Below are 19,736 nucleotides of genomic sequence, written 5' to 3'. Positions count from 1 at the left end.
TGGCCGAGAATGGCGGCATGCCCACCATCGAAACGCTTGTCCTCGCGCTGCTCGTCGTCACCCTCGTCGTGCTGATCCTGCTGGTGGTGCTGCTGCTGCGCGGCGATGGCCGACGGCTGGTGAGCGAGCTGCGCAACGAGGTGGACCGCAGCGCCAGCAGCACCCGCCAGGAGTTGAGCCGCGCCTTGCTGTCCGGCCGCGAGGCACAGGACACCGCGCTGCGCCGCTTCGGTGACACCCTGGGCGCGCAGCTGCGGCTGATGTCCGAGGCCACCGACAAGCGCTTGCTGGACGTTCGGCAGACGGTGGACGCCCGCCTGGCCACGATCCAGCAGGACAACGAACGCAAGCTGGAGCAGATGCGCGCCACGGTCGACGAGAAGCTGCACGCCACGCTGGAGCAGCGCCTGGGCGAGAGCTTCAAGCAGGTGGCCGAGCGGCTGGAGCAGGTGCACAAGGGCCTGGGCGAGATGCAGGCGCTGGCGCGCGACGTGGGCTCGCTGCACCGGGTGCTCACTAACGTGAAGACCCGCGGCATCTTCGGCGAGGTGCAGCTGGCCGGCCTGCTGGAGCAGGTGTTCACGCCCGAGCAGTACGCCACCAACGTGGAGACCATTGCCGGCAGCGGCGCGCGGGTGGAGTTCGCGATCCGATTGCCCGGCCGGCGCGACGACGGCGCGCCGCTGTGGCTGCCCATCGACGCCAAGTTCCCGCGCGAGGACTACGAGCGCCTGCTGCAGGCCCAGGAGCGGGCCGACCCGGTGGCGGTGGAAGCTGCGGCCAAGGGCATCGAGCTGCAACTGCGTCGCGAGGCCCGCAGCATCCGCGAGAAGTACGTGGCGCCGCCGCACACCACCGACTTCGGCATCCTCTTCGTGCCCACCGAAGGCCTGTATGCCGAGGCGCTGCGCCGGCCGGGCCTGGTGGAGGCGCTGCAGCGCGACCACCGGGTGATGCTGGCCGGCCCCACCACGCTGCTGGCCACGCTGAGCAGCCTGCAGATGGGCTTCCGCACCATGGCGCTGGAAAAACGCAGTGCCGAGGTGTGGGAGGTGCTGGGCGCGGTGAAGACCGAGTTCACCAAGTTCGGCGACGTGCTGGCCAAGACCAAGAAGAAGCTGGACGAAGCCAGCAGCACCATCGACCAGGCCCATGTGCGTACCCGCGCGATGGCGCGCCAACTCAAGAGCGTGGAGGCGATGCCCGAGGCGCTGGCACGGCAGCTGCTGCCCGGCACGCTGGAGTTCGACGACGAAGCCACGCCCAATGCCTGAGGCGGCGCAGGCATCGTCCACCGACCAGCCCGCCGGCCTGCCGCCGCGGGCGCTGCTGGCCCTGATCGGCGGCCAGATCGGCCTGCACGGCGCGATGGCCGGCGTGCGGCTGGCCGCGCCGCTGCAGCTGCTGCAGCAAGGCGGCAGCGCGCTGTCCGTGGGCCTGCTGATGGCGCTCTTCGCCGTCTCGGCGGTGCTGCTGGCGCTGGCGGCCGGGCGCATGGCCGACCGCCATGGCTACCACCGGCCGATGCGGGCGGCGGTGGCCATGACTGCGCTGGGCGCCGGCCTGCCGGTGCTGGGCACCTGGCTAGCGCCCGGCGTGCTGCAGTGGCTGCTGCTGGGGCTGGCGGCGGTGCTGTGCGGCGGCGGCGCCAACGTCGGGCTGATCACCATCCAGCGCACCGCCGGCCGCAACGCCGGCAATGCGGTGGAGCGCATGCGGGTGTTCAGCTGGCTGGGCCTGGCGCCGGCCTTGTCGAACGTGGTGGGCGCGGTCTCGGCCGGGGCCCTGATCGACCTGGCCGGCTTCCGCGCGGCCTACCTGTTCCTGTTTGCGCTGCCGCTGTGCGCCGCGGTGCTGGCCCGCAGCGTGCCGCGCGAGACGCCGCCGCCGCGGCCCCGTGATGCAGGCCGCCGCAAGGCCTGGGACCTGCTGCGACTGCCCGGCATCGGCAGCCTGCTGGGTATCAACTGGCTGCTGTCGGCATGCTGGGACGTGCACAGCTTCGCCGTGCCCATCCTGGGCCACGAACGCGGGTTCAGCGCCTCGACCATCGGACTGATCCTGGGCGTGTTCCCGCTGGCCGTCACCGGCGTGCGGGTGCTCATCCCCTTGATGGCGGCGCGGCTGCAGCCGGCGGTGGTGTTGCGCATGGCCATGCTGGCCACCGGCGCGGTGTTCGTGCTGTATCCGTTCATCCATTCGCCCTGGCTGATGGGTGCCTGCGCCACCGTGCTGGGCCTGACGCTGGGCTGCGTGCAGCCGATGATCATGTCCACCCTGCATGCCCTCACGCCGCACGACCGCCACGGCGAGGCGCTGGCCCTGCGTTCGATGACGATCAACGCCAGCAGCACGCTGATGCCGCTGCTGTTCGGCGCCACCGGCGCCGCGCTGGGCGTGGCGCCGGTGTTCTGGGTGATGGGGGCGGCGGTGGGGCTGGGCGCGCGGTTGACGCGGCGGCTTTGACCGCCCGCTGAATACCCCTGATGGGGTAAGTCCGCCATGTGGCGGCGGGTGTCGTGACGTCCTGCAGCGTTGGTGGCGTTGGCTTTCATGGCAACGCGCCATGGGGCGTATGCGGCCTCCATCGCAGGATCGTTCGGCCGATTTCATCCATGCCTTTGGTGCGTGTCGGTGAAGTCGGACATCTGTCCGCTTGCAGGGCGACGCCATCGGCACGCCGGCTCTATCCGGCGACCTATCGACCGTGTGCACATTCAGATGTGGCGCCTCCGTCATGCAGAAAGCCTGTGGCTCGAGATGGTCTGGAAGGCGAGCATTCGGCTGGCTTATCTCAACGCAACAATTCATGAAAGCAAGGCGGGCGTCATGTACATCTACCAGCAAGTAGAACTTTTGCAGAAGATCACTCAGGTCATGAGCCAGTCCGCAGAATTTGATTATGAGGAGATGACGTGCGAATTCGATTGCTACATTGAAGACGGTGACTGGTCCGTGGGTTCAACATTTTCTTTTGTTCGTGGTAGTCGTTTGTGGCAATCGGTGCTGGAAGATCCAACGAGAGATGTATCCCGACTCGTGCGCCGGCTGCACGATTTGATGCTGGACCACACAGGTGGTAACTGGAAGACTTTCGAGCTTGTTGTGGATCGAAGAGGGAAAGCGAAGACCCATTTTGGCTACTAGGCCATCAAGCGCCAGCGATCCGCGTGCATTGCAATTGACACAATTCGACAGCAGAAGATAGCCGCTCCTGGTCGCCTCTGAATTGGATCGTGCAATTGTTCCAGATTGCCATTGCTTGACGTCAGGTGGAGCATGCGCACGCCGCATCGGTTGCATATCATTTCAATCGATCAAACGCCACCCGCGATCGAGTGATCGATCGACAGGGAGTGCAATTCCCGAGTGTTGGTGCGACCTGCGTCGCACGTCCTGCCGCCCACGCAGCACGCCCATGGCCGCACGTCAGGCCGCTTTCGGTGCGTCGTCCTTGTGCGCATGGTCCGGCGCTGCATTCGCCTGAGCCGTACGCGGCTGTCCTCCGAAGTTGAACACCCGCTGGTCGCCGTCGTTGCCCATGTCCGTTGGCATATCCCCGGCTGCAGCCATCGTCCACGCCGCCTTGGTCACTGAACTCCACACGAAAGGGGGTCGCAGATGTCATGGAACAACGCGCAGCCATCGGAGCGTTCCGTGTCGGCAGCGTCCGCCAGCGCAAGGGCGCGGACAACCCCGGGCTGGTGGGTCGTCCTGTTGGTGGTGGGTTGGCCGGCCATGGGCCTGTGTGCGCAGGACGTGGGTGCCAGCGTCGACGAAGGCTTGCGCCGCCAGGCAGAGCGCGACCGGGCCCAGCAGGCGTCGCAGGTGCCGAAGGCCGATGTGCTCAGGCCCGCTGGCAGCAGCCTGTCGCCACCGGACCTGCCCGTCGAGCAACCCTGCTTCCCCATCACGAACTTCAAACTCGACGGCCCGGATTCCGACCGCCTGCGCTGGCTGCTGGCGGCCACCGAGCGCTATCGGGGCCTGTGCATCGGTGCGGCAGGCCTGGGCTTGATCGCCGGCCACCTGGATGCGCTGTTGATCGAGCAGGGTTACGTGACGAGCCGCGTCTCGTTGGGGCCGCAGACGCTGCAGCATGGCGAGGTCCGGTTCACGCTGCATGCCGGGCGCATCGCCGAGATCCGGTTCGTGGATGCGGACAGCCCCGAGGGCGGCCCCGACATGCGTTGGGGTATCTGGCGCAACGCATTTCCCACCGGCCACGGCCGCCTGCTCGACAGCCGCGACCTGGAGCAGGGTGTCGAGCAGATGAAGCGGCTGCGCAGCCAGACGGTGACCACCACGCTGGCGCCGGGTGAGCAGCCCGATACCAGCGTGGTCACCATCCTGCGGCGCGTCGGGCCCTGGCGTGATCGGCTGCGGGGCGGGCTGACGCTGGACAACGCCGGTGGGCGGCCCATGGGGCGTACCCAGCTCTCCGTCAATACGGCGCTCGACAATCCGATGGGCTTGAACGACGTGCTCAGCCTCGGCTTCAACAGCAATGCCGAATCCCCCGGGCCGAGCCGCCGCAGCATGGGCAGCAGCATCAGCTACAGCCTGCCGTGGGGCTACAACACCTTCAGCCTGAGCCTGTCGCGCAGCCGCTTCGCGCAGCGCATCCGGCTCACGTCTGCCGCGCCACTGTCGCGTGGTGAATCGCGGTCCGCGGAACTGCGCTGGCAGCACACGGTGTGGCGCACGGCGGCCAGCAAGACGGGGCTACATGCAGCGCTGTCGAGCCGCCGTGCGCACAGCCATCTGGACGACGTCGAATTGGTCACCGCCCAGCGTCGCACCACGGCCCTGGAAACCGGCTTGAGCTGGCAGTTGCTATTCGGCCAAACCGGTCGCGTCGAGCTGGAACTTGGCTACCGGCGTGGCATGCCCTGGCTGCGGGCCCAACCCGACCTGATCCACTTGGCACGCGATGCTGACGGGCCGCCGATACCCACGCTGCGCCCGCGCATCTGGCTGGTGAACGCCAGCGCGGCGCTGCCGGAGCTACAGGCTGGCGGCGCGGCCGACTCGCCCCGCCGGTGGCAGCTGCACACCAGCATGAAGGCGCAGTTCAACCGCGAGTACAGCACTAGCATCGACCAGTTCGCCATCGGCAACCGGGCCAGCGTGCGGGGCTTCGATGGGGATGCGGTGCTGATGGCCGAGAGCGGCTGGGTGTGGCGCAACGAACTGACGACCCCGGTGCAGGCTTGGGGCCGTGACTTCCAGGCTGTCGCCGCCCTGGACATGGGGCGCGTCTGGGGCCCGAGCGATGCCAGCCTGCCGGGGCACCGCCTGACGGGCGCGGCCCTCGGCGTGCGCGCGCGGCTAAGCCCGTGGCAGTTCGACTTCACGTTGGCAAAGCCGCTCAAGCGCCCCGAGGGCTTCAAGACGGCGCGCACCAGCGCTTACGTCAGCGCGACTTTCGCCTTCTGAGTCAGGCAGTTCCATCCACGCGCGGCGCCAGTGCCCGCGCATCCCTATGCCGCTGCATTGCCGGGCGGACCTGTCCACGCCCAAGGGGGTGTCATGAACAGCCAGCTGCACCGCGTCGTCTTTAACCGTACCCGTGGCAACTACATGGTCGTGCAGGAAACGGCGGCCAGCGCGTCGGGTCGCACCGGCCAGACGCGCCGCCGGCGCGCTGCGCAACCGCCCGCCCTGGCCAACGCGCTGCGCGCCGTGGCTTGCGCGGCGGCTCTGGTCGTCGGGGCGATCGGCTCCCTGCACGACGCCCAGGCCCAGACGCTGCCGCTGACCCCACACGCAGGTGCGCCCGCAGGTCAGCGGCCCCTGATGGACGCGGCGGCCAATGGCGTGCCCATCGTGCACATCGCGCCGCCCAGCGCGGCAGGTGTCAGCCGCAACCTCTACACCGACTTCAATGTCGAGCGCCGCGGCCTGATCCTCAACAACGCGGCCGGCAGTACCCAGACGCAGCTTGGCGGCTGGGTGGCCGGCAATCCGCAGCTGGGTTACGTGCCCGCGAAGGTCATCGTCAACGAAGTCCTGGGCACACAGCGCAGCCAGTTGCTGGGGGCCATCGAGGTGGCGGGGCGCAAGGCCGATCTGGTGATCGCAAACCCCAACGGCCTGGTCGTCGACGGGCTGGCTTTCATCAACACCGACCGGGCCGTGCTCGGCACGGGGGTGCCGCAGTACGGGGCGCAAGGAGCCCTGCAGGGCATCAAGATCCGCACCGGCCTGATCGAGGTCGGCGCCCAGGGCCTGGATGCCACGTCGCTGGAACAGCTGGACCTTCTTGCGCGCGGCTTAGCCATCGGCGGCGAGGTGTGGGCGCGCCGGCTGCACGTGGTCGCCGGGGGCAACGACGTCGGTTATGCGAGGCTGGGCCAGGCACCCGAGGTCACGCCGAGCAGCGCGGCCGACGGCAGCGCCGCGCCGATGTTCGCGGTCGACGTCAAGCAGCTCGGGGCCATGTTCGCAGGGCAGGTGTACCTGCTGGCCACCGAGCGCGGGCTGGGTGTCAATTCCACCGGCCGGCTGGCCGCCTTGCAGGGCAACCTGACGCTGTCGGTCGATGGCCAGCTGAGCCTGGCGGACAGCCACGGCGCGCTCGGCGTCAACCTGGCGAGCACGGGCGACATGGTGCTCGGCGGCAGCGTGTCGACGGCCATGCAGGTGGATGGCAGTCGGGCCGGCGACATCGTGCTGAACAGCGGCGGTGTGCTGCGCCAGGCGGGCAAGCTGGACGCGGCGGGCACCCTCAGCCTGGAGGCCGCCGAACTGCACCATACGGGGTCCACCGTCCAGCGGGACCCTATGGGTTCCTTGAGCCTGACCGTTGCCGGTGCGGCCCACACCAGCGGGGTGCTGCACAGCACGGGCTCACTGAAGATGGTTGCTGGTCATCTGCACGATACGTCGGGGCGGTGGCAGGCGCAGCGCAGTTTGCGGATCGAAGCCGGCGAGCTCCAGCTCGATGGCAGTGAGATCACTTCGGCTGCCGATGCCCGGCTGGTGGCTCGCGACGGTGAGCTTCATTCAAAGACAGTTCAGGTCGTGGCGCAGGGGCCGCTGAACGTCGTTGCCGCCGGACGTTGGACCAACATGGCCGGCGCATGGCAAGCCCGTGCGGGCATCACAGCCCGAGCCGCTGACATACGCAATGCAGGCGGCACGGTGGTCACGAGCGGACAGCTTGACCTGGCCGCAACAGGGCAACTTGACAACAGCGAGGGTCAGCTTCTGGGGGCTGCCGGGGTGAGCATCCGGGCCGGCCTGCTGCGCAATGAAGGCACCGCCGGTCGGCCAGCAGAAGTCTCTAGCGACGCCGACGTGCGCCTATCGCTGGATGGCGCGATGAGCAACCGCGATGGTCTGGTGTCAGCCAAGCGCTCGATCGACGTGGTGTTGACCGATGGCCTGCTCGACAACAGCGGCGGGGCACTCCTGTCCGACGGCACGCTGTCCCTGCAGGCGGCGTCGGTCGTCAACCGCAGTGGGCAGATCGTGTCGACGCTGACGCCTGCTGCAGCAGCAGCGGCCGGCATTGCGACAGGGGTGACGTTGCAGGCAGGCAGCTTGGACAACAGCCAGGGCCTCGTCTCGTCCGCATCGGACGTGACGGTGCTGGCGCGGCAAGGCTTGATCAACACACAAGGTCTCGTCGTGGGTGACGGTGCCGTCAGCGTGGATGCGGCCGCGGGGCGGCTGGACAACGCCGGGGGCACGATTGCCGCCGGGAGGGCCCTGCGGCTCAACGCTGACGAGTTGCTGAATCGACGTGACGCTGCAGGACGAAGTGCGATGCTGTCGGCGGGAACGGATCTTCTGGCCACGGCTGGGCGGATCGAAAACGACGGTTCGGGCATGACCGCGCAGCACTCGCTGCAGTTGCAAGGCAGCTCACAAGGCCTGTCGAATCTGGATGGCACGCTCGCGGCAGGTGGTGCGCTGAGCTTGCTTGCGACGCAGATCGACAACCAGCGCGGCAACATCCTCAGCAACCAGGCGGTCAGCCTCACCGCCGCTGGCCTGGGCAACCAGGCGGGCCGGATCAGCGCACCGCAGGTGCGGATTGCACTGGGCCAAGGTCTCCTCGACAACGAACAGGGCAGTCTCATCGCGGGTGGGGACCTGACGCCAGCCGAGCCGCGCAGCCTCTGGCTGACGCAGGGCCGAGTGAACAACCGTGGCGGCGTCATCACCACCGGCGGGGCGCTCAGCCTCGACACACAAGGTCGCGAGTTCGACAACGCTGGTGGCCTCGTGCGAGCAGCGGGCATGCTAGATGTGGTTGTCGGAACCCTGATCAACAGCGGCGGGCTGATCGACGGCCGTAGCGATGTCAGCGTCAACGCCATTCGATTGCAAGGAGCGGGCGGCAGGGTTCAAGCGGGTGCCGATGGGGATGTGACTGTTCAGGGCGATCTGTTGCTCGACGGCGGATCCCTCCAGGCGGGCCGCGATCTGCGGGTGGAGGGCGCCAGCCTGCGTCAATCCAAGTCAGGGCTCATCGTGGCTGGCCGCGAAGTTAGGGTGAGTGCCCGGCAACTGGTTAACCACGGTGCAGACATCGTGGGCGGCGGCAGCGTCACGCTGGCAGGCTTGGAGGGCCCCAGTGCCGTGGCGTTGGTGCTGGACAACCGAGAAGGCAGGGTCTTCGCGCGGGAGTCGTTGAGGATCGATGCCGCATCGCTGGTCAACGACTTTGGGCGCATTGAAGCCGGCACAACCCTGCGCCTGGATAGCGACTCGCTCAGCAACCTAGGCGGCACGATCACGGCCGCGGGGCCGACCGATGTGGTCTCGCGCGGGGTGGTCTCCAATGCGGGGGGCGAAATCTCCAGCGCCAGCACGCTCAGGCTCGACACGGGCGGCGCAGCATTGGACAACCGCGCTGGTCGGCTGATCGCCGACCAAGCTCTGCAGTTGGCCGCCGGCATGGTGGACAACACGCAGGGTGCCATTGCCAGCACCGAGGGCGCATTGCACTTGCGCGCTACCCGGATGTCCAACACTGCAGGCGTGGTGAGCGCTGGTCAGGCGCTCGACCTCGGCCTTGCCCAAGCGCTCGACAACCGGGGCGGCATGATCGGTGCGGGCGGTGATCTGCGCGTGGATGCGGGTGCCGGTGGCGTCGACAACACCAGCGGGCGACTTCAGGCAGGGGTGGGGCGTGAGGAGGCCACGGGCTCGCTGGTGCTCGATACCCGAGGACTGCTGCTGAACGTTGACACCGGCCGCATTGTGGCTGGTCGCGATGCCCGCATCCAGGCCGCCAGCATACGCAACAGCGGCGTGGTGAGCTCGAGTGGCCGAACCCACCTTATGACCGGCGACCTTGCCAACAGCGGTCTGTTTCAGGCCGTCGGCTCACTGACGTTGGCCCTGTCGGGCGCGCTGGACAACCAGGGCTTGCTGCAAAGCGGCGACGCTCTAGGCATCAGTGCATCGGCGCTACGCAACCACCGGCCACCGTCTGCTGCGCCGGCAGGCAGTGCGACGTTCGCCCAGGGCCTGATCGCGTCGAACGGGGCAATGGAGCTGGGCATTCGTGGCGAGCTCCTGAACGAGGGAGCAGAAGTCGCGGCCCAGGCGGCGCTGACCCTGCGGGCCGATGCCGTGCGAAACGAGGCCGGCAGCATTGGCGCCAATGGGCCGCTGCTTGTCAGTACGGTGCACGCGATCGTCAATACCCATCGTGCCGACCTGCAGAGCCTGGCTGACGTGCGAATCGAGGCGGGACGTGTCGAGAACAGCGGCGCGAGCCGCATGCTTGCAGGAGGTGCCCTGCAGTTGCAGGCCTCAGGCGAATGGGTCAACGACCAGAGCACGCTGGCGTCGGTGGGGGCTTTGTCAGCCCGTGGCAGCGCCATCAGCAATCGCGCAGGCGAAATCGTCGGGCAGGGTGGGGTCGATCTCCGTTCGGCACGCCTGGACAATGCTGCAGGCCGCATTGCTGCCGGCCGTTCGGGTGACGTACCGCAGCTTGCCGATCTGCGCATCGACACCGCTGGCCAGGCGCTGGTCAACGACGGCGGTTCCTTGCGCGCTACGGGCAACGTGCGGTTGCTGGCCGGTCCGCTGATCAACCGTGGTGGTCATGTGCTGGCCGGGCGTGCACTGGAAATCGATGCCTCAGGTACTGACAACGACGTCGGCGTGCTGGTAGCCGGCGGCGCAGCCACGCTGCGCAGCGGCGCTTTGCGCAATGAAGGCGGCGAAATTCATGCCGAGCGTCTGCTGATCGACACGCTGGGCCCGGCGCCTGCGCAGTCCGGGGCAGGCGTTCTGGACAACACCCGAGGCCGCATCGTCGGCAGCGGCGCGCTGAGCCTGTCCGCTGGCGAGCTGATCAACGTCCAAGGCCTGGTCACGAGCCATGGCCGCACGGTGCTGCGCACCGGCGTCTTTACCAACGACGACGGTGCACTCGCCGCTCAGGCGCTTGACCTTCATGCGAGCGGGCAGCTCGTCAATGCAGGCGGGCTCATTCAAAGCGGCAGCGATCTCACGCTGCGCGCAGAAGGTTTGAGCAACCGGCGCAGCACCAAGCGGAAGAGCTCGGAGGCCGGCAAGACGCCGGGCTTGATCAAGGCGGCGGGTGATGCCGACATCGTGGTCAGCCAGACTGCGACCAATCACGGTGGGCAGATCCTGGCAGGTGGCACGCTGCACTTGCAGGCAGAACGCCTGAGCAACGATGCTGGCGTGTTGCAGGCCGAAGGCGCGAAGGATGCTCGGCTCATCCTGGCGGTGCGCGATGCCGTCAGCAACCAAGCAGGCGGGCTGATTCAGGCGCAGCATGGGCTGCAGCTGCAGACCGGGATCGTCAGCAACGCTGGCGGATCGGTGGCCAGCCCGGGCACCGCAACGCTGGTGGTGGGCAGCTGGTTCAACGGCGACGGTGCATTGCAGGCGGCCGATGTCAGCCTCGGCGCCAGCGGCGTCGTCGCCAATGCCGGCGGCAGCATCGGCGCCAGCCGCGACCTGACGCTGACGGCGCAATCGTTGTACAGCACTGCCTCCGATCTGGGCGTGCAATCTCAAGTGCTGGCTGGGCGCGACCTTACCTTGACTGTGGCAGACCAGATGACCACCGTGCAGACACTCGTGCGCGGCGAACGGACTGTGAAGATCGAAGCCGGCGGGCTGGTCAACGACCAGGGCCAGATCGAGAGCATGGGCAGCCTGAACGTCGCGGTGCAGGGCACCCTCAGCAATCGCGAGGGAATCATCCGCACCGAGGTGCCCCAGTCATCCGCAGCATCGCTCTCCGGTGCGCCGTCGAGCACGTTGGCAATGCGTGCCGGCAAGGTCGACAACGCAGGCGGGCTGCTCGATGCGGCGACCGACTTGGACATGCACACGGGGCAGCTCGTCAATACGGGTGGGCGCATGCAGGCCCGCGGGGCTTCGTTCGTGCTGGATGCGGGGCACACCTCGAACGTGGGCGGCGCCATGGTCAGCGCTGGCCACCTGCGCGCCACGACATTGAGCTTCGACAACAGCGGCGGCAGCCTCAGTGCGTCGCAGGCGCTCCACCTCGACACGCAGGCGCACACCTTGACGAACCGAGCAACGGCGGGTGGTTCAGCGACCATCGTGGCCGGTGGCGACGCGTTGCTGTCAGTCGCCACGTTGGACAACCTGCAGGATGCCGGCGCGCAGGCGACGGTCGCGGCGCAGGCGCTGAGTCTGCGCGCAATTGCCCTCAACAACACCGGCTCGATTTTGGCGGGCCGCATCGGCCGCGACGGTACGCTGGACCTGCAGACGGCAGGCACGCTCGATAACGACGGCGGCTTGTTGTCCGCCTTCGGCCAGCTCAACGTCAGTGCAGGCGAGCTGCTCAATCGCGGCGGGGCATTGCTCGCGGCCACTGGCAACGGCGGCTCCCGGCCTTCGCTGGTGCTGAGCGCGGCACGTGTGGACAACGGTGCAGGCGGCCGCATCTCGGCGCTGCACGGCAACGCCTCGATCGTGACCGGCACGGGCGACTACCTCAACCGTGCAGGCCTCACCTCGGCGGCCGGTGATCTTGATTTGCTCGTCGGTCTGCTGGACAACACTGCCTCTGCGACCCTGCAGGCCGGCGGTGTGCTACATGCCACGACGATGGCACTGCACAACGGCGAGGGCGGCTGGATCCACGGCAACGACGTCACGCTTGACACCCGCGGTTGGACGCTTCGCAACGCGTCCGGAGCATTAGGCTCCGCGGGCGGCCTCACGATGCTTGCGGGCGGGCTGGACAACCGCGGTGGCTCGGTTGCAGCGCTCGGGCAGCTCGCGCTGACGATCGGCGGCACCGTCGACAACACCCGCGGAATGCTGTCCGGCGCGCAGGGCCTGCGGATCGATGCCGCCGCGCAGCAGGTGCTCAACACCGGCGGCACCGTCAAGAGTGCAGCGGGCTCGGTGGCCGTGGCGGCCGCGCGCATCGACAACGACGCTGGCGCGCTGGTGGCCGCACACGACATGACGCTGGCTGCGACGCAGTCGATCAGCAACCGGGCGACCGTGCTGGACGGCAGCAGTGTTGGAGGCCGCATTGCAGGCCGTGACCTTGAAGTCGCCAGCCCCTTGCTGGACAACCACGGTGGCAGGATGGCCGCCGACCGCGATGCAGTGCTGCACACGCAGGCCACCGACAACACCGGCGGCGACATCTCCGCCCGCCGCAACCTGAGCCTGTCGGCTCCCACGCTGATCAACACAGGCGGCACGGTCACCGCCGATGGCCTGCTGGCGCTGAGCACGGCCAGCGGCAACCCGGGGGCACGATCAGCGGCACCAGCTTGTCCGTCGATCTCGACGGCGACTACAGCAATGGGGGCACGCTCAGCGCGCGCCAGGATCTCACGCTTCGTGCGCACCACATCGTCAACACGGGTGTCTTGAACGCCGCAGGCACCTTGCGTGCGCAAAGCACCGCCGCCATCACCAACACCGGTGAGATCAGTGGCGGTAACGTGGTCCTCGATGCCGGCGCTCACCTGAGCAACGTCGGGCTGATCAGCAGCGCAGCACCGGGTGGCCATACGCGGCTGTCCTCTCCAGTGATCGCCAATACCGGGCGGATCTATGGCGACTTCATCGCACTGCAGGCCGGCAGCGTGAGCAACAGCGCAGCGGGCACCATGGCGGCGCGGCAGCGGCTGGACATCGGCGCGGGCAACATTAGCAACAGTGGTGTCGACGCGCTGCTCTACAGCCTGGGCGGCCTGTCCATCGGTGGCCTGCTGGATACGAGTGCTTGGCAGGCGACGGCTCGGGCGCAGAGCCTGAACAACACCGCGGGGCGCATCGAAGCGGCAGGCGACATGACGCTGCGGTCCGACGCGATCTTGAATGCCAACAGCGGCGTCAGCACCGTCATGGGGGCGGTGACGGCAGGACCGGCCAGCGCTTATCTCGTGCCCGATGGCAGCACCCGGCGCTATGACCTGGCGCAGTGTTCCGGCGTCGAAAACCGCTCCATGTATGCAACCTGCATCGTGCGGCCGGAGCTGTACGGCAGGCGTCAGAACATGCTGCCGATCTTCAGCCAGTCGAGCAACTGCGACTACAGCGAAGCCGGCGGCAACTGCGTCGATGTCATCACATGGAACTACACGTGGGATTCCGACGCCTACCAGCGCTTCGGCATCGCGCGGATGGATCGGCCGCGGCCAGCAGAGCCCGGTGCGGGCTGCACGGTGTCGCAGGAGACGGAAAGCGCTGGCATGTCCGTCGCCGACGTGCAGTCGCCCGAGTGCAACCACTGGCGAGCCCTGACACAGGCGTGGGATGCGGAATACCACGTCAAACGCGACCAGCTTGGCGCAGCCCTTAACGAATACAACGCGGAAGTCGACTACGAAAACGAAGTCGACTCGGTTGGGGATTACACCGTCTTCAGAGTGACGTCGTCGGTCCAGCGCGAGCAGATCGTGAACAGCGAGCCGGGGCGCATCCTGTCGGGCGGCAGCATGACGATCGACGGCGTCGAAATCACCAACCGTGACAGCCGGATCGTCGCCGGCGGCGATCTGATGGTGAACGGCTTGGCCGACGACGACGGGATTCGCGCAGCCGTGCGCAACCTGGCGACCCAGGGCCAGCAGATCACCACGTATGCCGGCACGTCGCAGCATTCGAATCTGACGGAGGGTGGATTCGGTTCCGGCCGCCGCCGCCGCCTGGACCCGGAGCAGCCGTTCAATCCGGCACCCAGCGTCATCACGGTGGATGTCGAAACCAGCGTCGTGGTGCGGCATGCTGCCGCCTTGCAGGGCGGCGCCACCACCGCCATCGGTAGCGGATACGGTGGCGCTGCGGCCTCGGGCGCAGGCAGCGTGGCCGGCCAGCCCGTTGACCCACGGGCTGTGTCAGGTGCGCTGCCTGCAGGCGTCGAGCGACCGGGCGCGGCGCCGGTCGGCGCTGGAGCGTCCAGGATCGGGACGACGCACGTGCCGGCATGGTCATCGATCGAGTCGCTGAGCAATGACGGCGCAGACGAAGCACAGGAACGTCCGTCCCCGCCGGCAGAGGGCGCGGCGCAGATGGCGCAGTCGCAGCCCGCCCCTTTGTTGCAGCGGCAGCAGGCCTGGACAGTCAGCCGCGTGGATCGCCGGGCCGGCAGCGTGTCGGAACGCGCGCCCGGTATTCGGCAAGGCATGCCGCCGGGCGCCTCGGCCGCCGCCGTGCGGGCGGAGGGCGCTGCACAGGTGCCCGTGGCCCTGCGGTACGAGGTGCGCGACGCTTCGGCCAGGCCGCAGGCTGTGGTGCTGACGCTGGCGCCGCGCCTGAGCGCGCCAGGTGGCAGCCTGTTCGTGCTGAACACAAGACCTGCCGCGAGCTACCTGGTCGAGACGGATCCGGCCTTCACGAACTACCGCAGCTTCCTTTCCAGTGAGCACTTCCAGCGGCAGTTGGCGCTCGATCCGCAGCGCCAGCACAAGCGTTACGGGGACGGCTTCAGCGAGCAGCAGCTGGTCAACGACCAGATCCTCGCGTTGACCGGGCGACGCTTCCTCGCCGGCTATGGCGATACCGAGTCGGAATATCTGTCGCTGATGAATGCCGGGGCCGCCTTCGGCCATCGGTATCAACTGACCCCCGGCATTGCGCTGACCGGCGAACAGATGGCGCTGCTGAGCACCGACATCGTATGGCTGGTCGAGCAGGATGTGCGGCTGCCCGACGGCAGCACGCAGCGCGTGTTGGTGCCCCAGGTCTATCTGCGCCGGCCCCTGTCCGGCGATCTGCTGCCCACCGGGACGCTGATGGCGGGCGGCAGCGTAAGCGTCGTCACGCCGGGAAGCTTGACCAACAGCGGCACGCTGTCCGGTGACTGGATCGAAGCCTCTGCCGGCAACGACCTGGACAATACCGGCCGCATCCAGGCGACGCAGAGCGTGCTGCTGAGCGCCGAGCGCGACCTGGTGAACACCTCCGGCAGCGTGGCCGCGCTCGCCGGGAGCGTTGACCTCTCGGCGGGCCGGGATGTCGTACTGCAGACGCGCACGGTGCAGACGCACCAGAGCGCCGCCAACCGCCGCGGCGTGGTGCAGAGCGAACGCATGGCGGCGGACCGCATCGCGACGATCCAGGCCGGCCAGGATCTGCTGGTGTCTGCTGGCCGGGACCTCACCGTGACGGGTGCTTCACTGCGGAACGCCGAAGGTGACCTGCAGGCGCTGGCGGGCCGCAGCATCACGGTCAGCGCCGTGCAAGGCGAGTACCGGCTTGAAAGCCATGTGACCCAGGGGCGCAGCGTTCGTGGCCGCACCGGCTTCGTGGAAGAAGCCCACACCACGCAGGTCGCCAGCGAACTCGACGCTGCCGGCAACCTGGTGCTCTTGGCCGGACGCGATTCCGCGCAAGCCGCAGGCTCGGGCGGACGCCTGCACCTGAGTGGCAGCACGCTGGCCGCCCAGGGCGACATCCGATTGCAGGGCGACCAGGTCAGCATCGCTGCGGCCACGGCGTCGGAGAGCACAGACATCCAGGCGGTGGGGCGTCGCGCCTTCAACCGTGCCAGTAGCCGCAGCGAGTCGGTGGTCGGCGGCAGCGTGTCGGCCCAGGGCAGCCTGCTGGTGCGCGCGACCGGGCCGGCCGATCAGGGAGAGGGGGACGTGCATTTGGTCGGCGCCCACCTTAGCGCCCAGCAAGGCGCCACGGTGATCGAAGCAGACAGGGATGTCCGCGTCGAATCCATGTCGACCGCCCAGAACAGCTTCGCGGAGGGCTACCGCAAGTCGAGTTCGCTGCTCAGCAGCACGACCCGCACGCGCACCAGCCGCGAAGAGACGACCCACGTCGAGGGCAGCGTGATCGAGGGGCAGTCGGTGCTGGTGCGCGCCGGGCAGGACGTCGTCGTCCAGGGCAGCCAGGTGGTGGCGGATCAAGGCTTGAGGATCGACGCAGGCCGCGACCTGAAGGTGATTGCCGCGCAGGAGCACAGCGAAGGCCAAGCCGCCAGCAGCCGCACCAAGAGCGGCATCTTCGGCACGGGTGGCGGCCTGACGGCGGGCAAGCAGCAGCTGCAGCAGGCGTCCCGCTCCGACGCGACCATCCCGGTAGGCAGCCAGATTGGCAGCTTGTCCGGCAACGTCGCGCTCGTCGCAGGTGGCGCGTACTTGCAGACCGGGAGTGACGTCGTCAGCCCGGCAGGCGACATTGACATCCAGGCTGAGCAGGTCCTGATCCAGGAAGCGCGGGAGACGAGGGCTCAGAGCGCCGTGTCCAGGTCCAGGCAAAGCGGCGTCAGCTTTACGATCAGCAGCCCGGTGCTCAGCGCCTTGCAGGCCGCGCAAGGCCAACTCCAAGCCGCCAGCAACACCCGCAGCAGCCGCCTTCAGGCCCTTGCAGGCGCCAACGCTGCACTGCAGGTCAACGCGGCGCTCGATGCACTGGCTGCAGGGCAGGGCGACGCACAGGGCCGGGTGCCTACTGACCAGACGAGCGCGGACGGCTCGGCGGTACGGGTCGATGGCAACGCAGCAGACAAAGTCGGCGGCCTCAGCGTCAGCCTCAGCGTGGGCGGCACCAGCAGCCGCAGCCAGCAGCACAGCCAGGCCGATACGAGCCGGGGCAGCACGGTCGTGGCCGGCGGCGACGTGCGCATCCGGGCCACTGGCGGCGGCGCGGCCAGCAACGTAGTGGTCCAGGGCAGCGATGTCGTGGCCGGGGGCCGGGTGGCGATCAGTGCCGACGACGCCGTGCGGCTGCTGGCTTCGCAGAACACCAGCACCGAGCGCAGCAGCAACAGCAGCAAGAGCGGCAGCATCGGCCTGGGGATGAGCCTGGGCAACGCAGGCAGTGGCAGCAGCTTAGGCATCACGGTAAGCGCCAGCACCGGCAAGGGCGAGGGCGCGGGCAACAGCACTACCTTCGACAACAGCCGCGTCGTTGGCGCTTCGGTGCACATCGAATCGGGTGGTAACACCGAGCTCAGGGGCGCCGTGGTGCGGGGCGATCAGGTGTCGGCGCAGGTGGGCGGCGACCTGGTCATCGAGAGCCTGCAGGACCAGGCGCGCTACCGGGAGCGCAGCCGCAGCGCAGGCGGCAGCGTCACCTTTGGGGCTGCGCCCAATGGCAGCGCGCAGATTGGCGCCACCAGCATCCGCAGCGACTTCCTCAGCGTCGGCGAACAGAGTGCCTTGCGTGCGGGGGACGGCGGTTTCCAGGTGGAGGTCGCGGGCAGGACGGACCTGACAGGCGGGCAGATCACCAGCACACAGGCGGCCATCGACGCGGGCAAGAACCGCTACGAAGCCCAGGGTGGCACCACCGTCACCGACCTTCAGAACAGTGCCAGCTACAGCGCGAAGAGCGTGAGCGTCGGCGTGGGAGCGGGCGGCGGCTCATCCGGCGGCCGGCCCGGCGCGGGTTTGGGTGCCGTTGGCGTCGGCACCGATGCCGACTCGGCCCGCTCCGAAAGCAAGGCCGCCATTTCCGGGGTAGCAGGCGATGTCGACGCGCGCACCGGCGATCGCGAAATAGGGCTCGCGCAGCTCTTCAACAAGGAGAAAGTCAAGGCCGAGGTCGAGGCGCAAGTGGCGATCACGGCGGAGTTCGGCCGGCAGGCGAGCACGGTGGTGGGGAAGTTTGCCGACGACAAGCTGGCCGAGGCCAACCGCAAGGACGTGCAGTCGCTCAATGCCGCGGCGAATGGTGATGCAGCCATCGCCGAGCAACTGCGAACCGAGGCCGAGCAGCTGCGAGCCGACTGGGGCAGCAACGGGCTTTTGCGACTGGCCGCTCACACCACGATCGGTGCCCTCACGGGCGGCGGTCTCGGAGCAGCCGGAGCCGCCAGCGGCGCCCTGACCGCGCCGTTGGTGGCTGATGCCTTGAAGTCAGCTGGTGTGGACGAGGCGCTCGCCAGCGGGCTGACTGCACTGGTCAGCACTGCTGCGGGCGCGGCGGTGGGTGGTGGGGCCGGCGGCGCAGCGGCATTCAACGAGGTGGTCAACAACTACCTGAGCAAGCCCGATGCCGTCCGCAACCCACAAGTGCGCCAGCGAATCGTCAATGCAGGCAAAGACTGCCGGGGCGTAGCCAGCTGCGAAAGCATGGTGGCGGGCATGGAAGCCCAGGTCGCGCTACTGAGCGACGACAGGATCGCGGCCATGTGCGGCGCTGACGTGCAGTGCGTGGCGGACCGCAAGGATGAACGCAGCTTGTATGCGCAAGTGCGCGATGAAGCAGCCAGCAAGCTCACACCAGAGGCGGCGGCAACCGCCTATCTGATTCGCCAGGCTATTTCGCCCTTCAGCAAGCAGGACTTGGCTGCAGCGGTGACTCGCCTGCAGTCGAACGAGTCCGACCCCGGCAAGCCTGTTGATCAATACGTCCGCGACACGTTGCTGGCGGACCCGGCGATGTTCGCTGCTGTTATGGGTGTGGGGCTGTTGGACTCTGATTCGGGTGGGGGCGGCAAAGGGGGTGGGCGGCTTGGGCAAACAGGCTCTCGAGCAGGCGGGGCCAAGGTGCATGGCTCTGCCAACCCAGAAGCACAGCGGACTATTATTGAGCTCGCCGCATCGGGTGTGACGCGAGGCGATGCTGCATACAAAATACTAAATGACCCACCCCCGAACTCAATCGTTAGACTAAGCAACGGGATCGAGTTTAGGACAAACGAAGGCGGTTTGGTCGATGAGCTTAGCTACATTCCTTCCCTGTCAAGAGGAGTACGTGATGCGCGGCAGACTGCAGTCGGAAAGGAGGGGCTTCCGACTGATGTCGGGGGTCATATTCAGGCTTGCCAGTTTGGTGGGACGTGTGATCGGTTTAATATTTTTCCTCAGGATGGGAATTTTAATAATTCTGCTTTCAAGCGCTGGGAGAACGAGATTAAGGCGGCATTGATTAACGGGGACGAGGTCGGCCGAGTGATCGTGAGATTCAATAGAATTGATGCTTTTTCACCTCGCCCGGATAGTGTCAGGATTGACTATGAAATCAATGGCATAATAATGAGGAAGTTTTTTAGGAATGAGGCGGGACAATGAGTGTAGAACAGCAGGTTCTAGTTCTGAATCAGATTCTTGAGATGATGCACCGGTCTGCAGGGAGCGAATACGATACGATGCGCTGCGAGTTCAAATACGAGACTTACGACGGGGGTGGTCGGTCGATCTGAAGTACTCTCTGGTGCGGAATGGTGTATTTGTCAGTAAGTTACTGGACGATCCTGAAGATAGGGTTCCACAATTGGTACATGAATTGCATGAATTAATGGAGGCTCACACCGGCGGTCGCTGGCATGGATT

6 protein-coding genes are annotated in these 19,736 nt (G+C 67.4%); all 6 read left to right on the top strand.

Annotated features, from left to right (window positions below):
• Nucleotides 1–17: 17 nt before the first annotated feature.
• The gene (locus tag LRS14_RS08000) at nucleotides 18–1,274 is read left to right on the top strand and encodes a DNA recombination protein RmuC (protein WP_257799193.1); all 1,257 of its coding nucleotides are present in this window, start codon (nucleotides 18–20) and stop codon (nucleotides 1,272–1,274) included.
• A complete protein-coding gene (locus LRS14_RS07995) occupies nucleotides 1,267–2,466 on the top strand; it encodes an MFS transporter (RefSeq protein WP_257799191.1) in 1,200 nt (399 codons plus the stop codon). Before LRS14_RS08000 ends, LRS14_RS07995 begins: the two co-directional genes overlap by 8 nt.
• A gap of 168 nt (nucleotides 2,467–2,634) precedes the next feature.
• Nucleotides 2,635–3,147 (top strand): hypothetical protein, encoded by a 513-nt coding sequence (locus LRS14_RS07990; protein ID WP_257799190.1) that lies wholly within the window; start codon nucleotides 2,635–2,637, stop codon nucleotides 3,145–3,147.
• Between the two features lie 474 nt (nucleotides 3,148–3,621).
• The gene (locus LRS14_RS07985) at nucleotides 3,622–5,439 is read left to right on the top strand and encodes a ShlB/FhaC/HecB family hemolysin secretion/activation protein (RefSeq protein WP_257799189.1); all 1,818 of its coding nucleotides are present in this window, start codon (nucleotides 3,622–3,624) and stop codon (nucleotides 5,437–5,439) included.
• A gap of 93 nt (nucleotides 5,440–5,532) precedes the next feature.
• Nucleotides 5,533–12,873: a filamentous hemagglutinin N-terminal domain-containing protein gene (locus LRS14_RS07980; protein WP_257799188.1), complete on the top strand. Its 7,341-nt coding sequence runs from the start codon at nucleotides 5,533–5,535 to the stop codon at nucleotides 12,871–12,873.
• Complete coding sequence (locus LRS14_RS07975; protein ID WP_257799187.1) at nucleotides 12,771–19,475, top strand: hemagglutinin repeat-containing protein; 6,705 nt, start codon at nucleotides 12,771–12,773, stop codon at nucleotides 19,473–19,475. The genes LRS14_RS07980 and LRS14_RS07975 overlap by 103 nt, the downstream gene beginning before the upstream one ends.
• The last annotated feature ends 261 nt before the right edge of the window (nucleotides 19,476–19,736 follow it).

The organism is Aquincola sp. J276 (assembly GCF_024700035.1).
Classification (GTDB): domain Bacteria; phylum Pseudomonadota; class Gammaproteobacteria; order Burkholderiales; family Burkholderiaceae_C; genus Aquincola; species Aquincola tertiaricarbonis.
The sequence above is the reverse complement of the archived record's forward strand: the minus strand, read 5'-3'. Positions and strand labels throughout refer to the sequence as shown.